Source organism: Frigoriflavimonas asaccharolytica (assembly GCF_013294015.1).
Classification (GTDB): Bacteria; Bacteroidota; Bacteroidia; order Flavobacteriales; family Weeksellaceae; genus Frigoriflavimonas; species Frigoriflavimonas asaccharolytica.
In genome coordinates, this window is record NZ_JABSNO010000033.1 from 1 (window position 1) to 23648 (window position 23648).

Here is a 23648-nt window from a genome sequence, read left to right on the forward strand (position 1 = left end):
TACATAAAGATACGTTTTCTTGCAGATATAAACAAACTTTATAACTTCTAAATAACTATTAATCAGTTGTTTAAATAGTTTTTAATGGCTGACTAATTAAATTGACTATTTCGCTCCTGCAAAGTCCTTTGAAAGATTTTTATCTGCAATTTCACAGAATAGGGCAAAAGTTTTTGAAGCAATTTTCTCATTTCCTTTGTAAAACTACAATATTATAAGACGCCCATTTTTTAAAAAATGTTTTGCAAAGCAAAATATCCAAAGGCAAGAATAAGATTCTCAATTTTTTTGAAATTTGATGAATTGGAAATAATAAAACTCCTTTTTTTTCAATTATTTTCCAATCGTTTTCCACCAAATTAAATATTTCTACCTCTGAAAAAGTGTTTTTTGCATGCCAATTATTCTCCCCATTTTCCTTTTTACTTCTGGATTTTGTAGGATAATCGAAAATTAAAAAACCATTTTTTGTCAAATTTCTAGAGCATTCTTTTAAAAATAATCCAGTTTCTTCTTTCGTTTGGTGCATAATCACATGAAAGCAAAAAATACAATCAAACTTCACATCAAAATCAAAACTTGAAATTTCTCCTACTTTCAAATTTTTATCAGCAAATTTTTCTTTTGCAACTTTCAGCATTTCTGCGCTAAAATCTAAACCATGCGTCGCAAAATTCAGTAATCGACCCGTTCCGCAACCTAAATCTAAAATGTTAGTACGATTATTTTTACTGAAAAATTTATTTAAAAAATATCTTTCTTGTGCATCAATATATTTCCCATAAGAATTTTCAAAGCGATTTTCGTCGTAAGTTGGTGCAAGTTGGTTGTAATATTTTAGGAATTTTTCTTTCATCTATTTTTTTAATTTCTATTTCTGCGCAATCAGCCTTGTTAGAGCTTTAAGCTCTAACAAGGCTATCAAACCGATTTCCTAACAAATTCATCAGAGTTTATGATGGCTATTCAAAACTCCTCCAACTTTCGTTTTTATATATTCACACTTTTACGCAATCAGCCTTGTTAGAGCTTAAAGCTCTAACAAGGCTCTTTAACGCACTCCCAATCAAACACCAAAGTTCTTCAATGCAATTCTTAAATTTATTTCGTCATCAAATAAATCTATGACTTCTTTACTTTCTACAAAGAAATTATTTTTAGATAAAATATTTTCAATCGACGAATAAGGATATTTAAAAAAATCACTTTCAATCTTATGTTTTGCCGGATTTTTATTGATGTACAAAATACAATTCACCAATTGTTGTTCGGTTATTATTTTTTTCCTTCTAAACGGAAGTTCAAATAATTTCCCAGTTCTTCCAAAACGTTTATTTATTGCTTGAGAATAACTATTAAATGTATTAGAAAATTGCCGACTAATTATTTTTTCAATTTCAATATCATTTTTATCCGGGAAACCAGACCTTATTTCACCTTCACTATTTATTCTTACTAAAATATGAAAGTGATTTTTCATCAAACAATAACTGTATATTTTTGCAACGGGCTTTACTTTTTCTGTTAGCAGTTTTAAAAAATAAAAATAATTCTGCTCTTCAAAAAATAATTCTCCACCGTTTATTCCTCTATTATAAATATGATAGAATCGTTCAGTTTCTAGCGGAAATACATTTGTTTTCATTTTATTACTTGTTAAACTCATCATTGAAAACCGTGGAAAGCGTTGTTAGAGCTTAAAGCCCTAACAACGCTCGCTCTGATCAAATTATCACTAAAACAACCGCTCATGAAAATCCTCAATCTTATTCACTTCCTCAATTTTTATCGCAAAATTTTTCTTCGGAATTTTATTATGTCCAGACACAAAAATCTTGTCATATCCCATTTTTTCAGCTTCAGAAATGCGTTGTTCTATTTTCGTCACAGGACGAATTTCGCCATTTAAACCAATTTCTCCCGCAAAAACGATTTTTTCAGAAATAGAAATATCTTCATTACTTGATAAAATTGCCGCGATAACTGCCAAATCTAATGCTGGATCTCCCGTTTTAATTCCGCCAGTAATATTCAAAAAAACATCTTTTGCACCCAATTGAAATCCTGCTCTTTTTTCCAAAACTGCCAATAACATATTCAATCTTTTCGCATCAAAACCAGTGCAACTTCTTTGCGGCGTACCGTAAACAGCGGTGCTTACCAAAGCCTGAATCTCCAAAAGCATGGCGCGATTTCCTTCCAAAGTTACGGCAATTGCATTCCCAGAAAGGTCTTCTCTATTTTTAGAAATCAAAATTTGCGACGGATTTTTCACCTCTTTCAAACCTTGCGAAACCATTTCGTAAATCCCAATTTCTGCCGTAGATCCAAATCTGTTTTTGTCTGCACGAAGCAAACGGAAAAGATGATTTCTATCGCCCTCAAAATTCAAAACCACATCTACCATATGTTCCAAAACTTTCGGACCCGCAATATTTCCATCTTTCGTAATGTGACCTACCAAAATAATCGGTGTATTCGTGTCTTTCGCAAATTTTATAACTTCATTAGAGCATTCTCTGATTTGGGAAACCGAACCAGGCGAACTCTCAATAGTTTGAGAATAAATGGTTTGTATAGAATCGATAATCATCAAATCGGGTTGCAATTTCTTGGCTTCGTGCAATATTTTTTCCACAGAAACTTCCGTGTACAAAAAGCATTCAGGATTTTGAATATCCGTCAATCTATCTGCGCGCATTTTTATTTGGGAAGTGCTTTCTTCGCCAGAAACATAGAGAATTTTCTTCTTCATTTTCAGCGCCAATTGCAACAAAAGCGTAGATTTTCCAATTCCCGGTTCGCCACCAATCAATATTACAGAACCCAAAACAATTCCGCCACCTAAAACACGATTCAATTCATCAGAAATGGTTACAATTCTTGGTTCGTCTTGCGTTTCAACTTCAATAATGTTGATTAGATTTTGCTTTTTCTTGGTAAATCCAGCAACATTTGCCGCTTTTTTCTCCACCACTTCTTCCACCAAAGTATTCCACTCGTTACAATTTTTGCATTGTCCCATCCATTGTGCAGATTGCGCTCCACAATTCTGACAGAAATATGCCGTTCTCAATTTTGCCACATTTTAAATTTAATCTGCAATTTATGAAAATAGAATGAGTTTCTCCCCGAATTTTTTGGGTATCAATGGCTTTTCCGAAATGTCAGTTTATGTTTTTTTTGGCGCGCCAATTTGACTTCGTCGAATGTGTAATAATTTCTTGTGGCGCACATTTCCGCCTTCCGTTCCCATTCTTTTTTTTACTGGCTTCGACAAGCTCAGCCACCAAAAAAAAGGAATTCCACTCAAGTCGGGGCGCAGAGTATATATAAAATCAAAGGTTTTTAACGATAGAAGATCTGTGTACCACTTCAATTATCTTCAAAATCAAATCACTTTTCAACCATCCAGAAATTAATTATCAAAATTCAACAAAAAAATCTGTGAAAACCTGTGCAATCCGTGAGTCAATTCAATTATCTTCAAAATCAAATCACTTTTCAACCATCCAGAAATTACTTATCAAAATTCAACAAAAAAATCTGTGAAAATCTGTGAGTCAATTCGATTATCTTCCAAATCAAAACACTTTTCAACCATCCAGAAATTAATTATCAAAATTCAACAAAAAAATCTGTGAAAATCTGTGCAATCTATGAGTCAATTCAATTATCTTCAAAATCAAATCACTTTTCAACCATCCAAAAATTAATTATCAAAATTCAACAAAAAAATCTGTGAAAATCTGTGCAATCTGTGAGTCAATTCGATTATCTTCCAAATCAAAACACTTTTCAACCATCCAGAAATTAATTATCAAAATTCAACAAAAAAATCTGTGAAAATCTGTGCAATCTGTGAGTCAATTCGATTATCTTCCAAATCAAATCACTTTTCAACCATCCAGAAATTAATTATCAAAATTAAACAAAAAAATCTGTGAAAATCTGTGCAATCCGTGAGCAAAATCTCATCACAAAGTTTATAAAACCTAGCGCAAAAAAATCACCACCATGAAAATAATGCAAAAAAAAATCTGTGAAGATCTGTAAAATCTGTGGGCAAAATTTCATCAAATATTTCAAAACAACCTTGAGCAAAATCTCATCACAAAGTTTATAAAACCTAGCGCAAAAAAATCATCGCCATGAAAATAATGCAATAAAAATATCTGTAAAATCTGTGGGCAAAATTTCATCACGTATTTCAAAAAAACCTCACGTAAAAAAAAATCAGCGCAGCCAATCCATCAATTCAAATTCACAAAAAAAACAATCACCACAAATTTTCCCTAAAGAAAACATTATCTTTGTTTTCATTCAAAATTGCAAAGCCAAAACATGGAAAATTCAGATATAAAAAAAGAAGAAATCAGCAAAACCGACAAAAGATTATATTTAATAGATGCTTATGCCATGATTTTTCGTGGATATTATGCATTGATCAGAAGTCCAAGATTGACGAGTACTGGAATGGATACATCTGCAATTTTTGGCTTCACCAATTCTTTAATAGAATTAATTCGCCGAGAAAAACCATCGCATTTGGCTGTCGTTTTTGATGTAGGAGAATCAACCGTTCGTACCGTAGATTTCGCAGAATACAAAGCCAATAGAAGCGAAACACCAGAAGCTATAAAACTCTCTATTCCTTATATTCACAGGATTTTAGAAGCCATGCACGTTCCAAGTTTGAGCGTACAAGGTTATGAAGCAGATGATGTAATCGGAACCATCGCTTGCAAAGCTGAAAAAGAAGGTTACGACGTTTTTATGGTTACGCCAGACAAAGATTTTGCGCAATTGGTTACGGAAAAAATAAAAATCTACAAACCCAGCATGAAAGGCAGCGAGATTGAAATTTTGGGTGTTGAAGAAGTAAAAGCAAAATTCGAGATTGAAGACCCAAAACAAGTGATCGATTTTCTTGCAATGATGGGAGATGCTGTAGATAACATCCCTGGTTTGCAAGGTGTTGGAGAAAAAACCGCCAAAAAATTCCTGAAAGAATACGGAAGTATAGAAAATCTTTTAGCAAATACCGCCGACATCAAAGGAAAACTAAAAGAAAAAGTAGAAGCAAGTGCAGAAATGGGAATTTTATCTAAAAAATTGGCAACTATTCTTTGCGATGCACCGATAGAATTTAAGCAAGAACAATACGATCTGGACGAGCCAAATTTTGAATTGGTAAAAGAAATTTTCGATGAAATTGAATTCCGGAGATTGTATGAAAACTTGTATCGCGCATTTCAGAAGTCGGAAGATGGAAGTCCGAAGTCCGAAGAAAAAAAAGCAACTACACCAGCAATTCAGACAGGACAGCTGGATTTATTCGCCAATTTTGAAGAATTAGATCACGCAACCACGACCAAAAATACCATTGAAGGAACTGATCATTTGTATCAGTTTGTAGATTCAGATAAGGCATTATATACTTTGGTAAAAAATCTTTGTGCCCAAAAAGCCGTTTGTTTTGATACCGAAACTACATCTCTAAATGAAATTGAAGCAGAATTGGTCGGCATTAGTTTTTCCTACAAAAAAGGTTTGGCGTATTACGTTCCCTTTCCAAAAGATCAGGCGGAAGTTTTAAAAAAATTAGAAATTCTCGCACCATTTTTTGAGAAGGAAGACCTTATCAAAATTGCACACAACTTTAAATATGATTTTAAAGTGTTGCAGAAATACAATGTAAAAATCAAAGGAAACCTTTTTGATACGATGATTGCGCATTATCTTCTCAATCCAGATGGCAGACATGGCATGGATTATCTTTCGGAAATGTATTTGGATTATATTCCCGTTTCCATAGAATCCATCATTGGTAAAAAAGGAAAAGATCAAGGTAATTTCCGAGATGTAGAATTATCTGAACAAACCAGATATGCTGCAGAAGATGCAGATGTTACCTTTCAATTGTACGAACTTTTCGCACCTCAACTGAAGAAAGAAAGTCTGGAAGATTTATTTTACAAAGTAGAAATGCCTTTGATGCTCGTTCTTGCAAAAATGGAACTCACAGGAATCAGCATTGATAAAACTTGGCTAGAAAAAGAAAGCATCGATCTTGAAAAAGATTTGCGAGAATTAGAAAGCAAAATTTTCGAGATTTCTGGTGAAGAATTTAATATGAATTCCCCAAAACAACTCGGCGAAGTTCTCTTTGACAAAATGCAATTAGATCCAAAAGCCAAGAAAACAAAAACCGGACAATACAAAACGGGCGAAGATATTTTGCAAAAATTAGCACACGATAATGAAATCATCCAATATATTCTGAAATACAGAACTTATCAAAAATTGAAATCCACTTATGTAGATGCTTTGCCAACGCAGATTGAGCCAAAAACCAACCGAGTTCACACCAATTTTTCTCAAACCACGGCTGCAACAGGAAGACTTTCCAGTGTAAATCCGAATTTGCAAAATATCCCAATTCGTACAGAAAGAGGACAGCAAATTCGTGGTGCTTTTGTGGCAAATGATGGTTTTGAATTAATTTCTGCCGATTATTCTCAAATAGAATTACGTCTGATTGCAGAAATTTCTGGCGAAGAAGTGATGATAAAAGCCTTTCAAAATGGCGAAGATATCCACGCTTCTACCGCTGCAAAATTGTACGACATTCCGCTTGAAGAAGTTACAAAAACCCAACGAAGCAATGCAAAAACGGTCAATTTTGGAATTATTTACGGACAAGGTGCTTTTGGTTTAGCAGAGCAAACCGGACTTTCCCGAAAGGAAGCCAAAGAAATGATAGAAAATTATTTTGCCACCTATCCTCAACTGAAAATTTACATGGCAAGTCAGTTAGAATCGGCAAAAGAAATGGGTTATGTTTCTACAATTTTGGGTAGAAAAAGACATTTAAAAGACATCAATTCCAACAATTTTGTAGTACGTGGACAAGCCGAAAGAAACGCAGTGAATGCGCCAATACAAGGAAGTGCAGCAGATGTGATAAAAATTGCCATGATTAATATTGATAAAAAAATAACCGAAGAAAATTTAAAATCAAAAATGCTTTTGCAAGTTCATGATGAACTTATTTTTGAAGTTCCCACCGACGAAGTTGCCCAAATGAAAACCCTCATTAAAACCGAAATGGAAAACGCCGTAGAAACAAAAGTTCCGCTTTTGGTAGAAGTTGGCGAAGGGAAGAATTGGTTGGAGGCGCATTAAACTATTTCTAAAATAATATAATAATTTTGTAAATTTGAAAAAAAAGAAAATTGAAAGTATATAATTTGAACAAATCAGAACTAATTGAATACTGTGAGTTTATTGGAATTGACACCAAAGGCAAAAACAAAGCTTTACTAATAGAAGAAGCAGAAATATTTGGAACAAGTGAAATTGAAAAATCAAAAAAAGACGGAACAGACTACGATTTACTCTATTCAAAAATCGAAGAGTTATCAAACTTATATGCCGAAACTCTAAATACCAAAATTGAGGAAAGAAAAGAAGAAATGTTGGAGGATGATAATTCACATTATTTAATATATCGTGTTTTAGGAATTTCTAACAAAGACGGGCAATTAATAGACGAATACCAAAATACTGGTCGATTCTTATATAAATATGCTGGGTCATTTTTAGAGGAAGCTGCCGTTCTTTGTTTTCGATTTAATAATTTGAAAGGAAAAAGAACACTTGTTAAAAATAATGTCGGTTCAAAACCCAAAACATTTGAAATTGATTTTTTAGACAATAATAATGCGATTGAAATAAAATGGCGAGATGCTACAACTGATGGAGACCACATTACCAAAGAGCATACAAGAGTTGAGTGTATTACAAGTTATGGTCATAAACCTATCAGAGTAATGTTCTATTATCCACAAAGAACGCAGGCAACTAAAATTCAAAAGATTTTGGCAACTTACTACAAAGGAGTTAAGGGTGAATATTATGGTGGTGATGAAGCTTGGGCTTTTGTAAAAAAATATACTGGATATGATTTATTCAAAATTTTAACTGATATAGCAGACAAAAAGACAAAGTAAATGGATGTTAATGAAATTTATAAAGGGAACTGTTTAGAAAAATTGACCGAACTCAAATCGAATTCTGTTGATTTAGTATATTTTGACCCACCTTTTTATACGCAAAAGAAACATTCTTTAGTTACTCGTGATTCTAGTAAAAAATATGAATTCAGCGACAGTTGGGAATCTTTAGATGATTATTTATTCTTAATTGAGTCTTGCTTAATTGAATGTAAAAGAGTTTTAAAAAACACAGGAAGTGTTTTTCTGCATTGTGATAAAGTTGCTTCGCATTATATCCGAGTTACCCTTGATAAAGTTTTCGGAATGAAAAACTTTAGAAGTGAAATAATTTGGAGTTATAAAAGATGGTCAAATTCAAAAAAAGGATTATTGAATTCACACCAAAACATTTATTTTTATTCAAAATCTGACGATTTTAAATTTAACCAATTTTACACTGACTATGCACCAACCACGAACATAGACCAAATCTTACAAGACAGAGAAAAAACGACAAATGGTAAATCTGTTTACAAAACAGATGAAAACGGAAATATAGTTTTGGGTAAAGAAAAAAAAGGCGTGCCATTATCAGATACTTGGGAAATCCCATATCTAAATCCAAAAGCAAAAGAACGAGTTGGGTATCCTACTCAAAAACCTGTATTACTATTAAAAGAAATTATCAAAATAGTAACAGACAAAGGGGATTTGGTAGTTGACCCATTCTGTGGTAGCGGAACTACTTGTGTTGCTGCAAAATCTATGGATAGAAATTTTATAGGAATTGATGCCTCAACTGACGCAGTTGAACTAGCAAATAAAAGGTTAGAAGATATGATAATTACCGAATCCGCTCTTCTAAATAAAGGTTCGGATAGTTACCTTGAAAAATCAGATTACGAAATAGCTCTTTTAAATAGTATAGATGCTTTACCAGTACAAAGGAATTCTGGCATTGACGGTTTTCTAAAAAATCACGTTAATGAAAAACCTGTTCCAGTAAAAATTCAAGGAAAATACGAAACCGTAAATGATGCAATAGAAAAACTTGAAAGGTCTTGCCACGGAAAAGAATATCATTTAAAAATACTAATCCAAACTAGAAATGAATCAAAAGGAGATAGACTATTTGATTTGATTTCGGATGTTAAAATTATCAAGTCAGCAGAATTAAAAATTGAAGAATTGAAGAACGAATTAAATTTCAAGATAAATATAAAATAAATTTGAAAAACATAAAATCCCTAGAAAAAACTCAAACATCTCAAACCTACACCGATAAAAACAACATTTCCTACACCGCAATTCCAGACGATCAATATGGTGTGAGAACCTACACTTTGGAAAACGGATTGCAAGTTTATCTCGCCAAAAATGACGAGAAACCTGGAATTCAAACCTATATTGCCGTTAAAACTGGTTCTAATCGCGATCCAAAAAACAATACTGGTCTTGCACATTATCTGGAACACATGATGTTTAAAGGGACCAGCAAAATTGGAACTGCAAATTGGACCGAAGAAAAAAAATTGCTAGACGAAATATCTGATCTCTATGAAAAGCGAAAAAATTCTGAAAATTTAGAAGAGAAAAAAGAAATTTATACTAAAATAGATGCACTTTCTACCAAAGCCGCAACGTTCGCAATTCCCAATGAATACGACAAACTTCTTTCTTCCATCGGTGCAACTGGAACCAACGCGCACACTTGGCTAGACGAAACGATATACAAAAATTACATCCCAAAAGATGAACTGGAAAAATGGCTTCTAATAGAAAAAGAACGTTTTTCTGAACTGACTTTACGACTTTTTCACACCGAATTGGAATCCGTTTACGAAGAATTTAATAGAGCGCAAGATAATGACGGCAGATTGGTGAATTATGCGTTGATGGAACTGCTTTTTCCCACACATCCAAACGGACAACAAACCACGCTTGGAAAAGCCGAGCATTTGAAAAATCCTTCTATGAAGGCAATTCATCAGTATTTTGATGATTTTTATGTACCAAATAATATGGCAATTGTTTTGGTGGGAGATTTAGATTATGAAAAATCCATTCAATTAATTAATGAAACTTTCGGAGAATTGAAACCAAAAGAAATCATTGCTAAAGATAAAATTATAGAAAAACCTTTCACAGAGAAATCGACAATTACGGTACAAAGTCCAACCATGCCGAGATTGCAAATTGCATGGAGAACAGACAGTTTTGGAACGCACGAATCTCGATTATCAGAATTGTGTTCGCAAATTTTGTGTAATAATGGCGAAGTTGGTTTGGTGGATATTAACCTCAACCAAAAACAAAAAGTATTGCGAGCAGGAGCTTTTAATGCGAGTTTCAAAGAATATGGCTATTTTTCTATGGTCATTATTCCGAAAGAAAATCAGACTTTAGAGGAAGGTGAACAGTTTTTGTTGGCTCAAATTCAATTATTAAAAGACGGAAATTTTGCAGATTGGCTTTTGCCAGCTATTTTGAACGACATGAAAATGCAACGTTGGAAAGCTTGGGAATCCGCAAACGGTTTGGCAACAACGCTTTATGATAATTTTATTAAAGACACGAATTGGGAAGAAGAATTGCAGGAAATGGATTTGTATTCGGAAATTTCAAAAGAAGATTTGGTACAATTTGCCAATGAATTTTTTGATGAAAATTATGCAGCCGTTTATAAAAACCAAGGCGAAAATGAAGATTTAATTCGAGTAGAAAATCCGAAAATCACGCCGATTAAAATTAATAGAGAAGCAGATTCAGAATTTTATCAGGAGATTCAGAAAATTCCATCAATTCCTGTAGAACCTGTTTTTATAGATTTTGAAAAAGAAATTCAAGTGGAGGAAATTCTGGGTAGAACCATTTCTTTTGTTGAGAATAAATACAGCGAAATTGCACAAGTTAATTTTTTATTTCCTATTGGTAAAGACCATGATAATCAAATAGATACTGCTTTTAATTTGTTGGATTATTTGGGGACAAATACGCAATCTGCGGAAGACATCAAAGCGGAATTTTACAAATTGGGAATTACGCATAGTTTTCAAGTTACGTCAGATCATATCAGTTGGATGCTTTCTGGTTTGGAAGAAAATATTGCAAAAGGAACACAGCTTTTGTTCAATTTTATTCAAAATTTAGCTTCAGACGAAGAAATTTATCAAGAAGTGGTAGAAACTGTTTTGGAAGCGAGAGCATATAATAAAAAAGACAAGCAAAAAATCATCAATGCGATTTCCAGCTATGCGAAATTTGGCAAAAATTCCCGTGCTTTAGATTTTCTTTCTGCGGAGGAAATGCAAAATTTGACTTCAGAAAATTTAATTAAAATCATTCAAAATCTTTTGCTTCAAGATTATGAAATTTTCTTTTATGGTAAAAAATATGCAGCATTTAAGAATGAAATAGCAAATTTAATTCAAGCAAAATCTTTAGAAATTTCATCGCCAAAAATTTATCCTGAACCAGAAACTACGGGAAAAATCTATTTCGCAGAATACGATATGGTGCAAGTTGAAATGCTGAAAATTGCCAAATCTGCGACTGTAAATCCGTATGAATTTGGAAAAATAAATGTTTTTAATGAATATTTTGGACGAGGATTATCTTCCATTGTTTTTCAAGAATTACGTGAAAGTAGATCTTTGGCGTATTCTGCTTATGTATCATACAATGCATCAGCTATAAAAGATAAGCACAACTACATCATCGCTTATATCGGAACGCAACCAGATAAATTGGTAGATGCAAATGATGCAATCAAAGATTTAATGGAGAATTTTCCTTTATTAAAACCTCAATTTGAAAATGCAAAAAGCAATATTTTAAAACAAATTGCTTCGAGCAGAATCAACCGTCAGAATATTTTCTTCAAAAATTACAATCAGAAAAAGTTGGGAATCAATCACGATTTGCGAAAAGATATTTACGCTCAAATAAGCGAAATGACTTTAGCCGATTTAGAAAATTTCTACAAAATAGATATTGAAAATGCAAAATACAATACTGCGTTGGTTGGTAATTACAAAGATGTGATAAAAGCAGATCCGACTTTGGAAAATAGAATGGAAGTATTGAGGTTGGAGGAGATTTTTGGGTATTAACCGCGTAAATTTTTAACACATAAGTCACATAAGTTTAGTTTTATCAAATTGAAAATATTTTAGAATACATTATTAAAAAAAATAAATTTTTTCGGGTTGTTGGAAGTTTTATCTGTGTGAATCTGTGCAATCCGTGGGGATAATTTTCAATATTTTAGATGTTTTTGAGGATGTTTTTTGGTATTAACCGCGTAATTTTTTTAACACATAAGTCACATAAGTTTAGTTTTATCAAATTGAAAATATTTTAGAACACATTAGAAAAAAAAATAAATTTTTTTCGGGTTGTTGGAAATTTTATCCGTGTGAATCTGTGCAATCCGTGAAGATAATTTTCAATATTTTAGATGTTTTGAGTTTGGAAGTGATTTTTGGGTATTAACCGCGTAAATTTTTAACACATAAGTCACATAAGTTTAGTTTTATCAAATTGAAAATATTTTAGAACACAATAGTAAAAAAAAATAAATTTTTTCGGGTTGTTGGAAGTTTTATCCGTGTGAATCTGTGCAATCCGTGGGGATAATTTTAAGCATTATTAAAAATTTTCAATAAATCAAAAAATCTTTGATTTTTAAAACTAATGTTTACTAATGTCTAACTTTTATGCAATATCATAAAGAAACTTATCCCGTTTTCCACGGGACAGGTTGTGTTAAAAAAATTCCCACATCTGCCAAATTTTCCGATTTAAAAATATTAAATCTGACAAATATTGTTAATTCAAACATATAATCCAATGGCACAAAATTGGACAATTGCCTCACAAGAATTTAAAAAATATAAATAATATGTCAGTAAATTTCAAACCTTTAGCAGATAGAGTTCTTGTAGAACCTACAGCTGCAGAAACTAAAACAGCATCAGGAATCATCATTCCAGATAGCGCAAAAGAAAAACCACAAGAAGGTATTGTAGTAGCAGTTGGTCCAGGAAAAGTGGACGAACCTACCACTGTAAAAGTGGGTGATAAAGTACTTTACGGAAAATATTCTGGTACAGAATTGAAAATTGGAGGTACAGATTATTTGATCGTAAAGGAAGCAGATCTTTTGGGAGTTTTATCATAGAATAAAAGCATTAGGCGATAGGCATTAAGCATAAGCCTATCGTTATTTCAAATTAAATTAATAATTGCTTAAAGCATAAGGCTTAAAGCATAAAGCAAAAATAAAATGGCAAAAGAAATAAAATTCGATATAGAAAGCAGAGACGCACTAAAAAGAGGTGTAGATGCTTTGGCAAATGCAGTTAAAGTAACATTAGGACCAAAAGGTAGAAACGTAGTAATCGAAAAATCTTTCGGTGCACCACACGTTACCAAAGATGGTGTTTCTGTAGCAAAAGAAATTGAGCTAGAAGACAAAGTAGAAAACATGGGCGCTCAAATGGTGAAGGAAGTTGCTTCTAGAACCAATGATATTGCTGGAGATGGAACTACTACCGCTACAGTTTTGGCTCAAGCTATCGTAAGAGAAGGTTTGAAAAACGTAGCAGCAGGTGCAAACCCAATGGATTTGAAAAGAGGAATCGACAAAGCTGTGAAAGCAGTTGTAGAAAACCTACAATCTCAATCTCAAGAAGTAGGAAACGATTCTGAAAAAATAAAACAAGTTGCATCTATTTCTGCAAATAACGAAGAAACTATCGGTGCATTAATCGCTGAAGCTTTCGGAAAAGTAGGTAAAGAAGGTGTAATCACTGTAGAAGAAGCAAAAGGAACAGATACAACGGTAGATGTTGTAGAAGGAATGCAGTTTGATAGAGGTTACCAATCGCCATATTTCGTGACGAATCCGGAAAAAATGACGACTGAATTAGAAAATCCTTACATTTTATTGGTAGAGAAAAAAATCTCTTCTATGAAAGATTTGCTACCAGTTTTGGAGCCAGTTGCACAAGCAGGAAAAGCTCTTTTAATTATCTGTGAAGAAGTTGAAGGAGAAGCATTAGCGACTTTAGTTGTAAATAAATTGAGAGGTTCTCTAAAAATTGCTGCCGTGAAAGCGCCAGGTTTTGGAGACAGAAGAAAAGCAATGTTGGAAGATATCGCAATTTTGACAGGTGGAACCGTAATTTCTGAAGAGAAAGGTCACACCATGGAAAATGTGACTATGGAAATGCTTGGAACTGCAGAAAAAGTAATGATTGACAAAGACAATACGACAATCATCAACGGAGCAGGAGAAGAAAGCCAAATCAAAGGTAGAGTAAACCAGATCAAGGCTCAAATGGAAACAACAACTTCCGATTATGACAAAGAAAAATTGCAAGAAAGATTGGCTAAATTAGCTGGTGGAGTTGCAGTTCTTTACATTGGAGCAGCTTCTGAAATAGAAATGAAAGAGAAAAAAGACCGTGTAGACGATGCACTTCATGCTACGAGAGCAGCAGTAGAAGAAGGTATTGTTGCAGGTGGTGGTGTTGCTTTAGTTCGCGCAATTACGGCTATCAATGTTGAAGGCATCAATCAAGATGAAAATACAGGTATAAAAATTATAAAAAGAGCGATCGAAGAACCATTGAGACAAATTGTTACCAATGCAGGTGGCGAAGGTTCTGTAGTTGTAGCAAAAGTTGCAGAAGGAACTGGAGATTTCGGATTCAATGCAAAAACAGACGAATATGTACAAATGTTTGCAGCTGGAATAATCGATCCTACAAAAGTGGTTCGTGTAGCCTTAGAAAATGCAGCATCTGTTGCAGGTATGCTTTTGACAACGGAATGTGTGATTACAGAAGTTGCTAAAGAAGATGCCGGACATGCACACATGGGAGGTGGAATGCCAGGAATGATGTAAAACGTCATTGCGAGGTACGAAGCAATCTCTAAAATATAAAAGATCCGTTCAAGAAATTGAGCGGATCTTTTGTTTTCAGGAGCATGAAGATCTTCGCTTTTTCGAAGACCTCGACCAGCTATCCGTTATATCTTTTGCGCCACTTCGTGTTGCAAAAGGATGCCACTTCTATCTGGGCTAAAATAAAAAATATCTTTTTTTTGAAGATCTGCAATTACTTGTTTATTAAACCTCCGAGGGTCCAAAACCTTCGAAGAACTTTGATAAAAAATACATTCAAGGAATTTCATCAGAATTGCAAAAAATTATTTAGAGATCAGCGATTAGATCTTGTCTTCGTTTTAATTGGTTTTTTAAAAACTAAAAAGTTGAAAATTAATTACATTAGATGCAATTACAATAATTTACATTTCGTTTTCAAAATCATTTAAATCTTCATAGCTTTTTACAAATTTACCTTCCTCAAAATACAGATATCTATTTTCGACTTGGATTTCTGCAGATAAATCATTTAAAAAACTATTTAAATACTTTTTTGTAACATTAGTTTTATAATATTCAGTATCAATTCCGAAAATTGGGTATTCTATATTATATTTCTTATCCATCATTTCGGAATCATAATATTCTGCAACAATATATAATTTAATATTTTTTTTAGTGCAAATTTTTTGAACGATATCTAATGGAATACAAATTTTGCTTGTACATTTCGGACCCCAAATATAAATAAGACTTTTTTCTTTATTTTTTAAACAATTGCTCAGTTGCTTACCATTAGTAATATATACGTTCTGACAATTGGGAAGACTGCAAATATTACCTTCATTTTTTATAAATAAATTTGGATTTTGCTTTCTAGTTGTCTCATAATAACTGTACAAACCTTTAAAATTACCATTAATTTGACAAGAAATCATAGATAAAGAGGTAAATAGGTAAAATATTGGTTTTTTAATCATAGAAGGTATTTAAAAATGGAACATTATGTGATACATAATGTTCCATTATTAGTTTATTTAACTGTAATAGCAATTTTATATCCACCGAATTCACCAATACTTGAATCAAAATTGTAGGCACCTTGATGCAAAGTTGCGATGCTATTATCTATATCATTATCTACGTAAAAAACAGAATTTCCAATAATTGCATCATTTTGCACTAGATCATTTGGATCTAAAACAACGAACAAATAACCTTCTTTAGTTACAGAATCAACTTCAACTTTACCAGAATATTTACCTGTTGATTCACAAAACCAACAAGAGTGAAAATTACACAAACCCCAACCATTACATTGTTTAGATGTTCTTCCCCACTCATCCCAACTTGCCTGAAAAATAACTTTTCTCGCCAACGCATCATCTGTATTTGTACTTTCGATTTTTGGGCTATTTTCTAATTGTGAATTTAATACATCAGATTCACAAGAAAATAATGCTAAAACAGCAATTCCATAAATTAATTTTTTCATTTGTAAAAGTTTTAATTAGTAAACTTTTTTTTTCATTTTGATGTAATTATCAAAATTGCTTTACAAAGCAAAAAAAAAAAATACTGTGCAAGTAAAAATTAATAAATATTTAAATTAATTATACTTTATCTTAGAATATCACTAAATATAAGGGTTTTGTCTGAATTTTATTTAATATTTTTATACAATCTAGTATTTGTTTCATCTTCTTCACCAATCAACTGACTTTTATACAGCGTAGAATAATATCCATTTTGTGAAAGCAACTCTACATGCCTTCCCTCTTCCACAATTTTTCCGCCATCCATCACGATTATTTTATCTGCATTCACAATCGTAGAAAGTCTGTGTGCAATGATAATGGAAGTTCTATCTTTCGTTATCTTTTCTGTAGCTCTTTGTATTAATTTTTCACTTTCTACATCTATGGACGAGGTAGCTTCATCTAAAATTAGAATTTTCGGATTTGATAAATACGCTCTAAGAAAAGACAACAATTGTCGCTGACCAAGGGAAATAGAAGAACCTCGTTCACTCACAACATAATCATAACCACCCGGCAAACTTTCTATAAATTCATCTACTTCAATATCTTTTGCAACGCGTTTTATCTGTTCCAGCGTGATACTTTCATCGCCAAAAGCTAAATTTTCATAAATACTACCGTGGAAAAGGAAAACATCTTGCAAAACTACACCAATATGGCTGCGCAAATTGTACATTTCGTACTCAGGAAGATTCACATCATCAATTAAAATTTTACCAGAATTGATTTCGTACAATCTTGTAATCAAACTAATAATCGTAGATTTTCCAGCGCCAGTTGCACCTACAATTGCTACACTTTCGCCAGGATTTACTTTAAAACTGATGCCTTTCAATACTTCCTGCTTTTCATCATAAGCAAAATGTACATTTTGAAATTCAATTTTTCCTTCAAAATTTTGCTTAGATAAAGTTCCATCATTAGTCATTGCTAAATCTTGATCCATCAAACCCAAAACTCTTTCTGCACCCACAATTCCACGTTGGATATTATTAAATCGATCGGCAATTTGACGTAATGGCCTGATTAACATGGAAATATATTGAATAAAGGCAATCACAACGCCCGCAGAAATCGTAATGTAACCCCCATAAAATAAGATAAAACCAATAAACAAGGAAGAAATTAATTCTACAACTGGGAAAAATAATGAGAAGATAAACACTGTTTTCAAAAGTGCGCTTTCCAAAGTTGCATTGATGTTATCAAACTTCTTGTATTCTTGTCTTTGTCTATTGAAAACTTGAATGAGCTGCATTCCTTGCAAACGTTCTTGTACAAAAGAATTTTGATTAGATGTCCAAGTTCGTTCGTCTCCAAAAGCTTTTTTCAATCTTTTTTGGAAGAATCTGGTGATAAAAACCATCAATGGCAAAATAACTAGGGAAATGTAGGATAAATTGACATCAACCTGAAACATGGCGATTAAGACAAAAACAATTCTTAAAACATCGCCGAAAACCATTAAAAATCCGTCTGTATATACTACGGCGATGGTTTCTACATCTCCTACAGCTCTAGTTACCAATTGGCCGATGCTTGTTTTATCAAAAAAAGAAGTTTTGAAATAAATAAGTTTTGCATACAACTTCTGACGAATCTCACGAATTACATTTTGAGAGATAAAGTTTGAAAAATAAACCAAGAAAAAGTTCAAAAAAGTTTCTGCAATCACCAAACCAATCAACATATAAATATGTTTCATCATCAAATCTTTGTCGCCGAGTTTTATGATATCGTTATCTACCACTTGCATCGTAAGATACGGACGATAAACGGAAACCAACGCCAGCAAAATAGAAATAGCCAAAGTAAAAATGAACCAATTGCGAAAGGTCATCCCAATCGTAAAAAGTCTTTTAAGCAGTTCCCAAGTTGTTTTTTCTTTCATTTACAATTGTATGTTTAATATTGTTTGATTTAGTTTGATTTGGTTTAAAATTGTTTAAAAAAAGATCAAGTAAAAATTAAAAGTTTAGAAAATCTATTATCTATCCGTCTATCGTCTTTTATCTTCCCAATTATATCCCACATCTACCAAAAACAAGCCTTTTGCTGGTGCGGAAGTTCCGGCGGAACAGCGATTGAGGTCTTCTATTATTTTCTTTAAATATGCTGGTTCGTATTTCCCAGCGCCAATTTCTACCAAAGTTCCCACAATTGCGCGAACCATATTTCGTAGAAAACGATCTGCTGTGATGGTAAAAATAAGTTCATTATTTTGCAATTCCCAATTTGCAGTAGAAATTCTGCAAATATTTGTTTTTGTTTCGGTATTTACTTTAGAAAAACTGGTAAAATCTGAATACTCTAATAGAATTTTACTCGCCTCATTCATTCTATTCACATCTAGAATTCTGCGCCACAATTGCCAAGACGAATCTTCTGTGAAAGGATTTTTCTCTAGAGAAATATGATATTGATAGGTGCGAAAAGTAGCATCAAAACGGGCGTGAAAATCTTCATTTACTGCAAATAAATCTTGAACCGCAATATCTGGTGGTAAAAAAGAATTGAGTTGGTGAATGAGTTTTTTTTCTAAATTTAGTTCTGCATCAAAATGGGCAAACATTTTTTTCGCGTGAACTCCAGTATCTGTTCTTCCAGCAGCAGTAATTTTTACTTTTTGCTGAAGAATGGTAGAAAGTGCTTCTTCTAAAACTTCTTGCACAGAAATATCATTCGGCTGAATTTGGTAGCCAAAATAATTTTTTCCGTGGTAAGAGAATTGTAAAAAGTAGCGCAATGATTTTAAAAATATTTTGCAAAAATACGGAATTTTTCACGCATTGCCGCAATGGTTTTCGCGCAATACTCGGAAAGGATTTTATTCATGTTGCCAAAGTTGAATCCCGATACTTATCGGGATTGACAAAGTTTTTAATTAAATTTTAAAAATAAAACTAAATTTGCTTTCATAAAATTTAAAGAATGAAATTCAAAACGATATTAATTTTCATAATGGTTTTAATATTTGAAACTGGTTTTGCACAGGAAAAATATTATAAAATAATAGGTCAAACCACTTTAAACGAACTGCAATTTGCAAATTTTGAGAAAGATTTAATTTCACAAGATAAAAATGACATCTATAAAATTAAAACAGATGTAAAAAAAGATTCAATTATTAATTACTACAAAATTGAATCTCGCTCTCTATTTTCTAATGGATTTGATCCTTATAGCGATGCCAAAAAATTGATAGGAATGAAATTTCCCATAGAAAATTACAAAGATGCGAAAGGTAATTTCTATACTAAAGATTTCATGGTAGGCAAACCAACAATCATTAATTTTTGGTTTACGAAATGCATGCCTTGCGTAGAAGAAATGCCCATTTTGAATAGTTTTTCAGAAAAATTTGGCGATAAAGTAAATTTTATTTCTATCACTTTTAATAGTGAAAAAGAAGTGCAAGAATTTTTGAAAACCCATCCTTACGATTTTTTACACATTACTAATTCTAAAGACGAAATAGAAAAACTAAAAATATCTGCATATCCTACTACTCTTTTTTTGGATAAGGATGGAATTATAAAATTGGCAACTGGAGAAATCTCTGAATTTGAAATAAAAGAAATTGATGAAGTTTTGAAGGTGTTGCTATAAATAATTTATAAATTCATTTTTTAAAAAACTAGTTTTAGAAAAAACACTTCTGAAAAGCGTAGTTAGAGCTATAACAACGCTGATGCATGAAGCCTTTCAATGATTATAAATTTTTGAATAAAGCGAAAATCTGCGCCCCAGCTTGAACGAAGCTCCTTTTTTTTTATAAAAAAGAGCGGTAGTGGAAGATGGAAAAGGCGCCCTAAAAATTATTATGGCTGAGATTGCTTCTCCCGATAGTTGTCGGAATCGTAGTGAAAGGACAGAATTGAGATTGCTTCTCCCAAAAACTGTCGTAATGAGAATGCTGCAAATTTCTGACAAATTATAGCCAAATTTTCGTTAAAAAGTCTTAAAATTATTTTAATTTTGCAGGCTTATGAAAAGATGGTACCTCTACCCTTTTGCGATGCTTTACAATGTGATCACAGGGACAAGAAATGTTTCTTATAATATTGGTTTGCAGAAATCTACACCTTTCAAAACGCCCATCATCAATGTGGGAAATCTTTCGGTTGGTGGTTCTGGAAAATCTCCGATGGTGATGTATCTTGCAGAATTATTGTCCAAAAATTATCGAACTGGCGTACTTTCTCGTGGATATGGCAGAAAAACAAAAGGATATGAAGTAACCAACTATGAAAGCAACTACAAAACTGTTGGTGATGAAGCAATGCAACTTTTTCAGCGATTTAAGAATAAATTTGTGATTGCCGTTTCCGAAGATCGTGTTGCTGGTGCAAAAAAATTAATCTATGATATGGATCTGGAAACATTAATTTTGGATGATGCCTACCAACATAGAGCCATAAAAGCGGGATTTAATATCTTAATGACGGATTATAATGATCCTTATTTTAAAGATTTTTTGCTTCCTGCAGGAGATTTGAGGGAGAGCAGACAAGGCTCCAAACGTGCAGACATCATCATGGTTTCTAAATGTCCACCAGATTTAACGGATGAAAAGAAGCAATATTACATTTCTAGAATAAAGCCAAGCAGAAGCCAAAAAGTTTATTTCTCGTCTATCAATTATGATGAAAATGTCTATTCTCTCCGAGAAGAACTGCCGGATAATAACCTTGCCTATTACGATATTTTGCTGATAACTGGAATTGCAAATCCAAAACCTTTGGTAGATCATCTTGCAAAATATTCGCAGAAAGTGAAGCATTTAAAATTTAAAGATCATCATAATTTTTCTAATGATGATATCCAAAATATATTGAAAGAATATAAAAAAATGGGCGAATACAAAATGATTCTTACCACAGAAAAGGATTATGTGCGTTTAAAATCTTTTGATTATATTCGAAAGTTGATTTATTATTGGCCCATCAATGTACAAATAGATCAACAGCAAGAGTTTAACAAAACCATAGAAGATTATGTTCGAAAAAATTAAAGAAACCGCAGATTTTATAAAAAATATTATACAAGAAACTCCAGATTTTGCCATAGTTTTAGGTTCTGGTTTGGGAGCTTTGGTAGAGGAAGTGGATGCTATACATACTTTAGATTACTCCGAAATTCCAAATTTTCCGCAGACTACCGTTGTTGGTCATGGTGGGAAATTGATTTATGGAACATTGGAAGGCAAAAAAGTATTGATGATGAGTGGCAGATTTCATTACTATGAAGGCCACGATATGCAAACTGTAGTTTTTCCTTTTCGCGTTTTTAAACTTTTAGGAATTCAGAATTTAATTGTTTCTAATGCTTCTGGCGGCGTAAATCCAAACTTTAATGTTGCAGATATTATGATTATCAATGATCATATCAACATGATGCCTGAACATCCTTTGCGCGGAAAAAACATAGACGAACTCGGACCACGTTTTGTAGACATGAGCGAGCCGTACAACAAAAAAATGATAGAAACTGCGGAGCAAGTTGCGAAAGATCTAGACATCAAAGTACACCAAGGTTGCTACGTTTCTTTGCAAGGACCAACTTTTGAAACTCCTGCAGAATACGGAATGATACGTGCAATTGGAGGCGATGCTGTAGGAATGAGCACTGTACCAGAAATAATTGTAGCGAAACATCAAGGAATGGATTGTTTTGGAATCTCCATCATCACAGATGTTGGCGGGCCAGAAATTGCATTTTCTGTTTCTCACGAAGAAGTTTTGCAAGCTGCAAACAAAGCGATGCCGAACGTAATCCTATTGGTGAAAGGTTTGGTGCGAGAATATGAATTGGGATTTAGCACCTTTTAGAATAATTGATCAGCGATGATTGATGGTTGATATAAAAAAGTTTCCAGAGTTTGGAAACTTTTTTTGTTTATAACTAATTGCTTATTGCTTAAAGCCTATTTCACTTCCACACCTTTCCAGAAGGCGACATAATTTTTAATGTTTTCCGCTTTTTCTTTTGGACTTGGGTAAAACCAAGCTGCGTTTTCATTTTTCTTGCCGTCTACTTCTATGCTGTAATAGCTTGCCTGACCTTTCCATGGGCAAGAAGTGTGATGATTCGTCAAGATGAAATAATCTTTATCTATACTATCTTCTGGGAAATAATGGTTGTTTTCTACCACAATGGTATCGTTGCTTTCGGCGATTGTTTTTCCGTTCCAGGTTGCTTTCATAAATTTTATATTTAATTTAAAGGTAATTCTTTTTTTCTTACAATTTCTTAGCAATAAAAATAAGGTTTTACAAGATTAATAACTACATTTGACACTATACAAAGTATGACGTTTATGATACATATCTCTACAAATTTGGGTGGATATGTATTAATTTATGATACATATATAAAAGTTAGCGGTAATACTCAAACAAATGAATAGAAAAGAAATCATCAATATAAAATTCAAGGTTTTTTTCATATTTACATTAATTCTTTTGTTTTATTCATGTAAAAAAAATAGTTCTAATAAGGTAGAAGATAACTTTCAGATAATTTCAAAAAATAAAAAGGAAACGAAATTTGAATTAGATACAATAACGATTGAATATTTAAATAAAAATTACCCATATACTTTTGATAAAACAAGTTTAAAAAACGGATATAATTTAGATTTTAATTATTTCCGAAAAAATAAAAACAGTACGATAGAAATGTGCCTAAATTTAAGAAGGGGCAATGAAATAATAGATACGTTAAACATATTGGGTTACGCAGCACCTCACAAAAATTTAGGTTACGTCTTTGGTGACTTCGACAAATATTTCGCGTTTGTTCAATCATTTGGTAGCGGAAATCCCCATGAAATGCAGTTATTGAGAAAGCGGGATGCGAAAGAAATTTTAAAAGGTTTTATTGTTGACAAAGATGAAAAAAATAATCTTTTACTTTATTGCAAAGGTGATGATAGTTTAATGCTCTACGACATTACAAAAAATAAAAATAATTATATTGAGAATTTAAGAAATTCAAAAGAAATTGATTGTAAATTTAGTGAATTGTCGGATTATTTAAAAATAAAAAAAGTCAATTCTAAATATGTCTTTATTGATATTTCAAATACAAGAAATAAAACAATAACGAAAAAGTACTAATAACTAAGCTTTCGTTTTGTCTGAAAGACAAGAAATGAAAGCCCGTTGAACGGAACCTTCGGTAGCTTTTGCTCCCCACTTGGTAACCTTA

18 protein-coding genes are annotated in these 23648 nt (G+C 32.6%); 10 read left to right on the top strand and 8 right to left on the bottom strand.

All coding sequences use genetic code 11. The annotated features are described in order from the left end of the window. Nucleotides 1-187 precede the first annotated feature (187 nt). The 3 genes from HNQ03_RS14775 to radA form a co-directional block, all read right to left on the bottom strand. Entirely contained in the window at nucleotides 188-856 is a 669-nt protein-coding gene (locus HNQ03_RS14775; RefSeq protein WP_173780473.1) for a class I SAM-dependent DNA methyltransferase, read from the bottom strand. A gap of 210 nt (nucleotides 857-1066) precedes the next feature. Continuing rightward, entirely contained in the window at nucleotides 1067-1645 is a 579-nt protein-coding gene (locus HNQ03_RS14780; RefSeq protein ID WP_173780474.1) for a transposase, read from the bottom strand. Between the two features lie 90 nt (nucleotides 1646-1735). After that, entirely contained in the window at nucleotides 1736-3085 is a 1350-nt protein-coding gene (gene radA / locus HNQ03_RS14785; protein WP_173780475.1) for a DNA repair protein RadA, read from the bottom strand. Nucleotides 3086-4344: 1259 nt separating this feature from the next. Here radA and polA point away from each other — a divergent pair. From polA to groL, 6 genes are all read left to right on the top strand, one after another. Then, the gene (gene polA / locus HNQ03_RS14790) at nucleotides 4345-7188 is read left to right on the top strand and encodes a DNA polymerase I (RefSeq protein ID WP_173780476.1); all 2844 of its coding nucleotides are present in this window, start codon (nucleotides 4345-4347) and stop codon (nucleotides 7186-7188) included. Nucleotides 7189-7238: 50 nt separating this feature from the next. Continuing rightward, complete coding sequence (locus HNQ03_RS14795) at nucleotides 7239-8015, top strand: ApaLI family restriction endonuclease (protein WP_173780477.1); 777 nt, start codon at nucleotides 7239-7241, stop codon at nucleotides 8013-8015. After that, complete coding sequence (locus tag HNQ03_RS14800; protein WP_173780478.1) at nucleotides 8016-9227, top strand: DNA-methyltransferase; 1212 nt, start codon at nucleotides 8016-8018, stop codon at nucleotides 9225-9227. It abuts the gene before it with no gap. A 2-nt stretch (nucleotides 9228-9229) separates the two neighbouring features. After that, nucleotides 9230-12112 (top strand): M16 family metallopeptidase, encoded by a 2883-nt coding sequence (locus tag HNQ03_RS14805; protein WP_194305197.1) that lies wholly within the window; start codon nucleotides 9230-9232, stop codon nucleotides 12110-12112. A gap of 791 nt (nucleotides 12113-12903) precedes the next feature. Beyond that, nucleotides 12904-13182: a co-chaperone GroES gene (locus tag HNQ03_RS14810; RefSeq protein WP_173780479.1), complete on the top strand. Its 279-nt coding sequence runs from the start codon at nucleotides 12904-12906 to the stop codon at nucleotides 13180-13182. A gap of 105 nt (nucleotides 13183-13287) precedes the next feature. Beyond that, complete coding sequence (groL, locus tag HNQ03_RS14815; RefSeq protein WP_173780480.1) at nucleotides 13288-14913, top strand: chaperonin GroEL; 1626 nt, start codon at nucleotides 13288-13290, stop codon at nucleotides 14911-14913. 404 nt (nucleotides 14914-15317) lie between these two features. Here the strand turns inward: groL and HNQ03_RS14820 are convergent, their stop codons facing one another. The 4 genes from HNQ03_RS14820 to truA form a co-directional block, all read right to left on the bottom strand. Further along, the gene (locus tag HNQ03_RS14820; RefSeq protein ID WP_173780481.1) at nucleotides 15318-15875 is read right to left on the bottom strand and encodes a hypothetical protein; all 558 of its coding nucleotides are present in this window, start codon (nucleotides 15873-15875) and stop codon (nucleotides 15318-15320) included. A 53-nt stretch (nucleotides 15876-15928) separates the two neighbouring features. Continuing rightward, complete coding sequence (locus HNQ03_RS14825) at nucleotides 15929-16390, bottom strand: hypothetical protein (protein WP_173780482.1); 462 nt, start codon at nucleotides 16388-16390, stop codon at nucleotides 15929-15931. Nucleotides 16391-16557: 167 nt separating this feature from the next. Next, the gene (locus HNQ03_RS14830) at nucleotides 16558-18327 is read right to left on the bottom strand and encodes an ABC transporter ATP-binding protein (protein WP_173780483.1); all 1770 of its coding nucleotides are present in this window, start codon (nucleotides 18325-18327) and stop codon (nucleotides 16558-16560) included. Nucleotides 18328-18435: 108 nt separating this feature from the next. Further along, nucleotides 18436-19182, bottom strand: a complete 747-nt coding sequence (gene truA, locus HNQ03_RS14835) for a tRNA pseudouridine(38-40) synthase TruA (RefSeq protein WP_173780484.1) — start codon at nucleotides 19180-19182, stop codon at nucleotides 18436-18438. Between the two features lie 185 nt (nucleotides 19183-19367). Here truA and HNQ03_RS14840 point away from each other — a divergent pair, with 185 nt between their 5' ends. The 3 genes from HNQ03_RS14840 to HNQ03_RS14850 all read left to right on the top strand — a co-directional run bounded on the left by HNQ03_RS14840 (nucleotide 19368) and on the right by HNQ03_RS14850 (nucleotide 22267). Next, complete coding sequence (locus tag HNQ03_RS14840; RefSeq protein WP_173780485.1) at nucleotides 19368-20045, top strand: TlpA family protein disulfide reductase; 678 nt, start codon at nucleotides 19368-19370, stop codon at nucleotides 20043-20045. Nucleotides 20046-20424: 379 nt separating this feature from the next. Continuing rightward, nucleotides 20425-21450, top strand: a complete 1026-nt coding sequence (gene lpxK / locus HNQ03_RS14845; RefSeq protein WP_173780486.1) for a tetraacyldisaccharide 4'-kinase — start codon at nucleotides 20425-20427, stop codon at nucleotides 21448-21450. After that, nucleotides 21434-22267, top strand: coding sequence for a purine-nucleoside phosphorylase (locus HNQ03_RS14850; protein WP_173780487.1), 834 nt, complete (start codon nucleotides 21434-21436; stop codon nucleotides 22265-22267). The genes lpxK and HNQ03_RS14850 overlap by 17 nt, the downstream gene beginning before the upstream one ends. 95 nt (nucleotides 22268-22362) lie before the next feature. Here HNQ03_RS14850 and HNQ03_RS14855 read toward each other — a convergent pair whose 3' ends face one another. Beyond that, entirely contained in the window at nucleotides 22363-22641 is a 279-nt protein-coding gene (locus HNQ03_RS14855; protein ID WP_173780488.1) for a DUF427 domain-containing protein, read from the bottom strand. 475 nt (nucleotides 22642-23116) lie between these two features. Here HNQ03_RS14855 and HNQ03_RS14860 point away from each other — a divergent pair, with 475 nt between their 5' ends. Next, nucleotides 23117-23557, top strand: coding sequence for a hypothetical protein (locus HNQ03_RS14860; RefSeq protein WP_173780489.1), 441 nt, complete (start codon nucleotides 23117-23119; stop codon nucleotides 23555-23557). Nucleotides 23558-23648 lie beyond the last annotated feature (91 nt).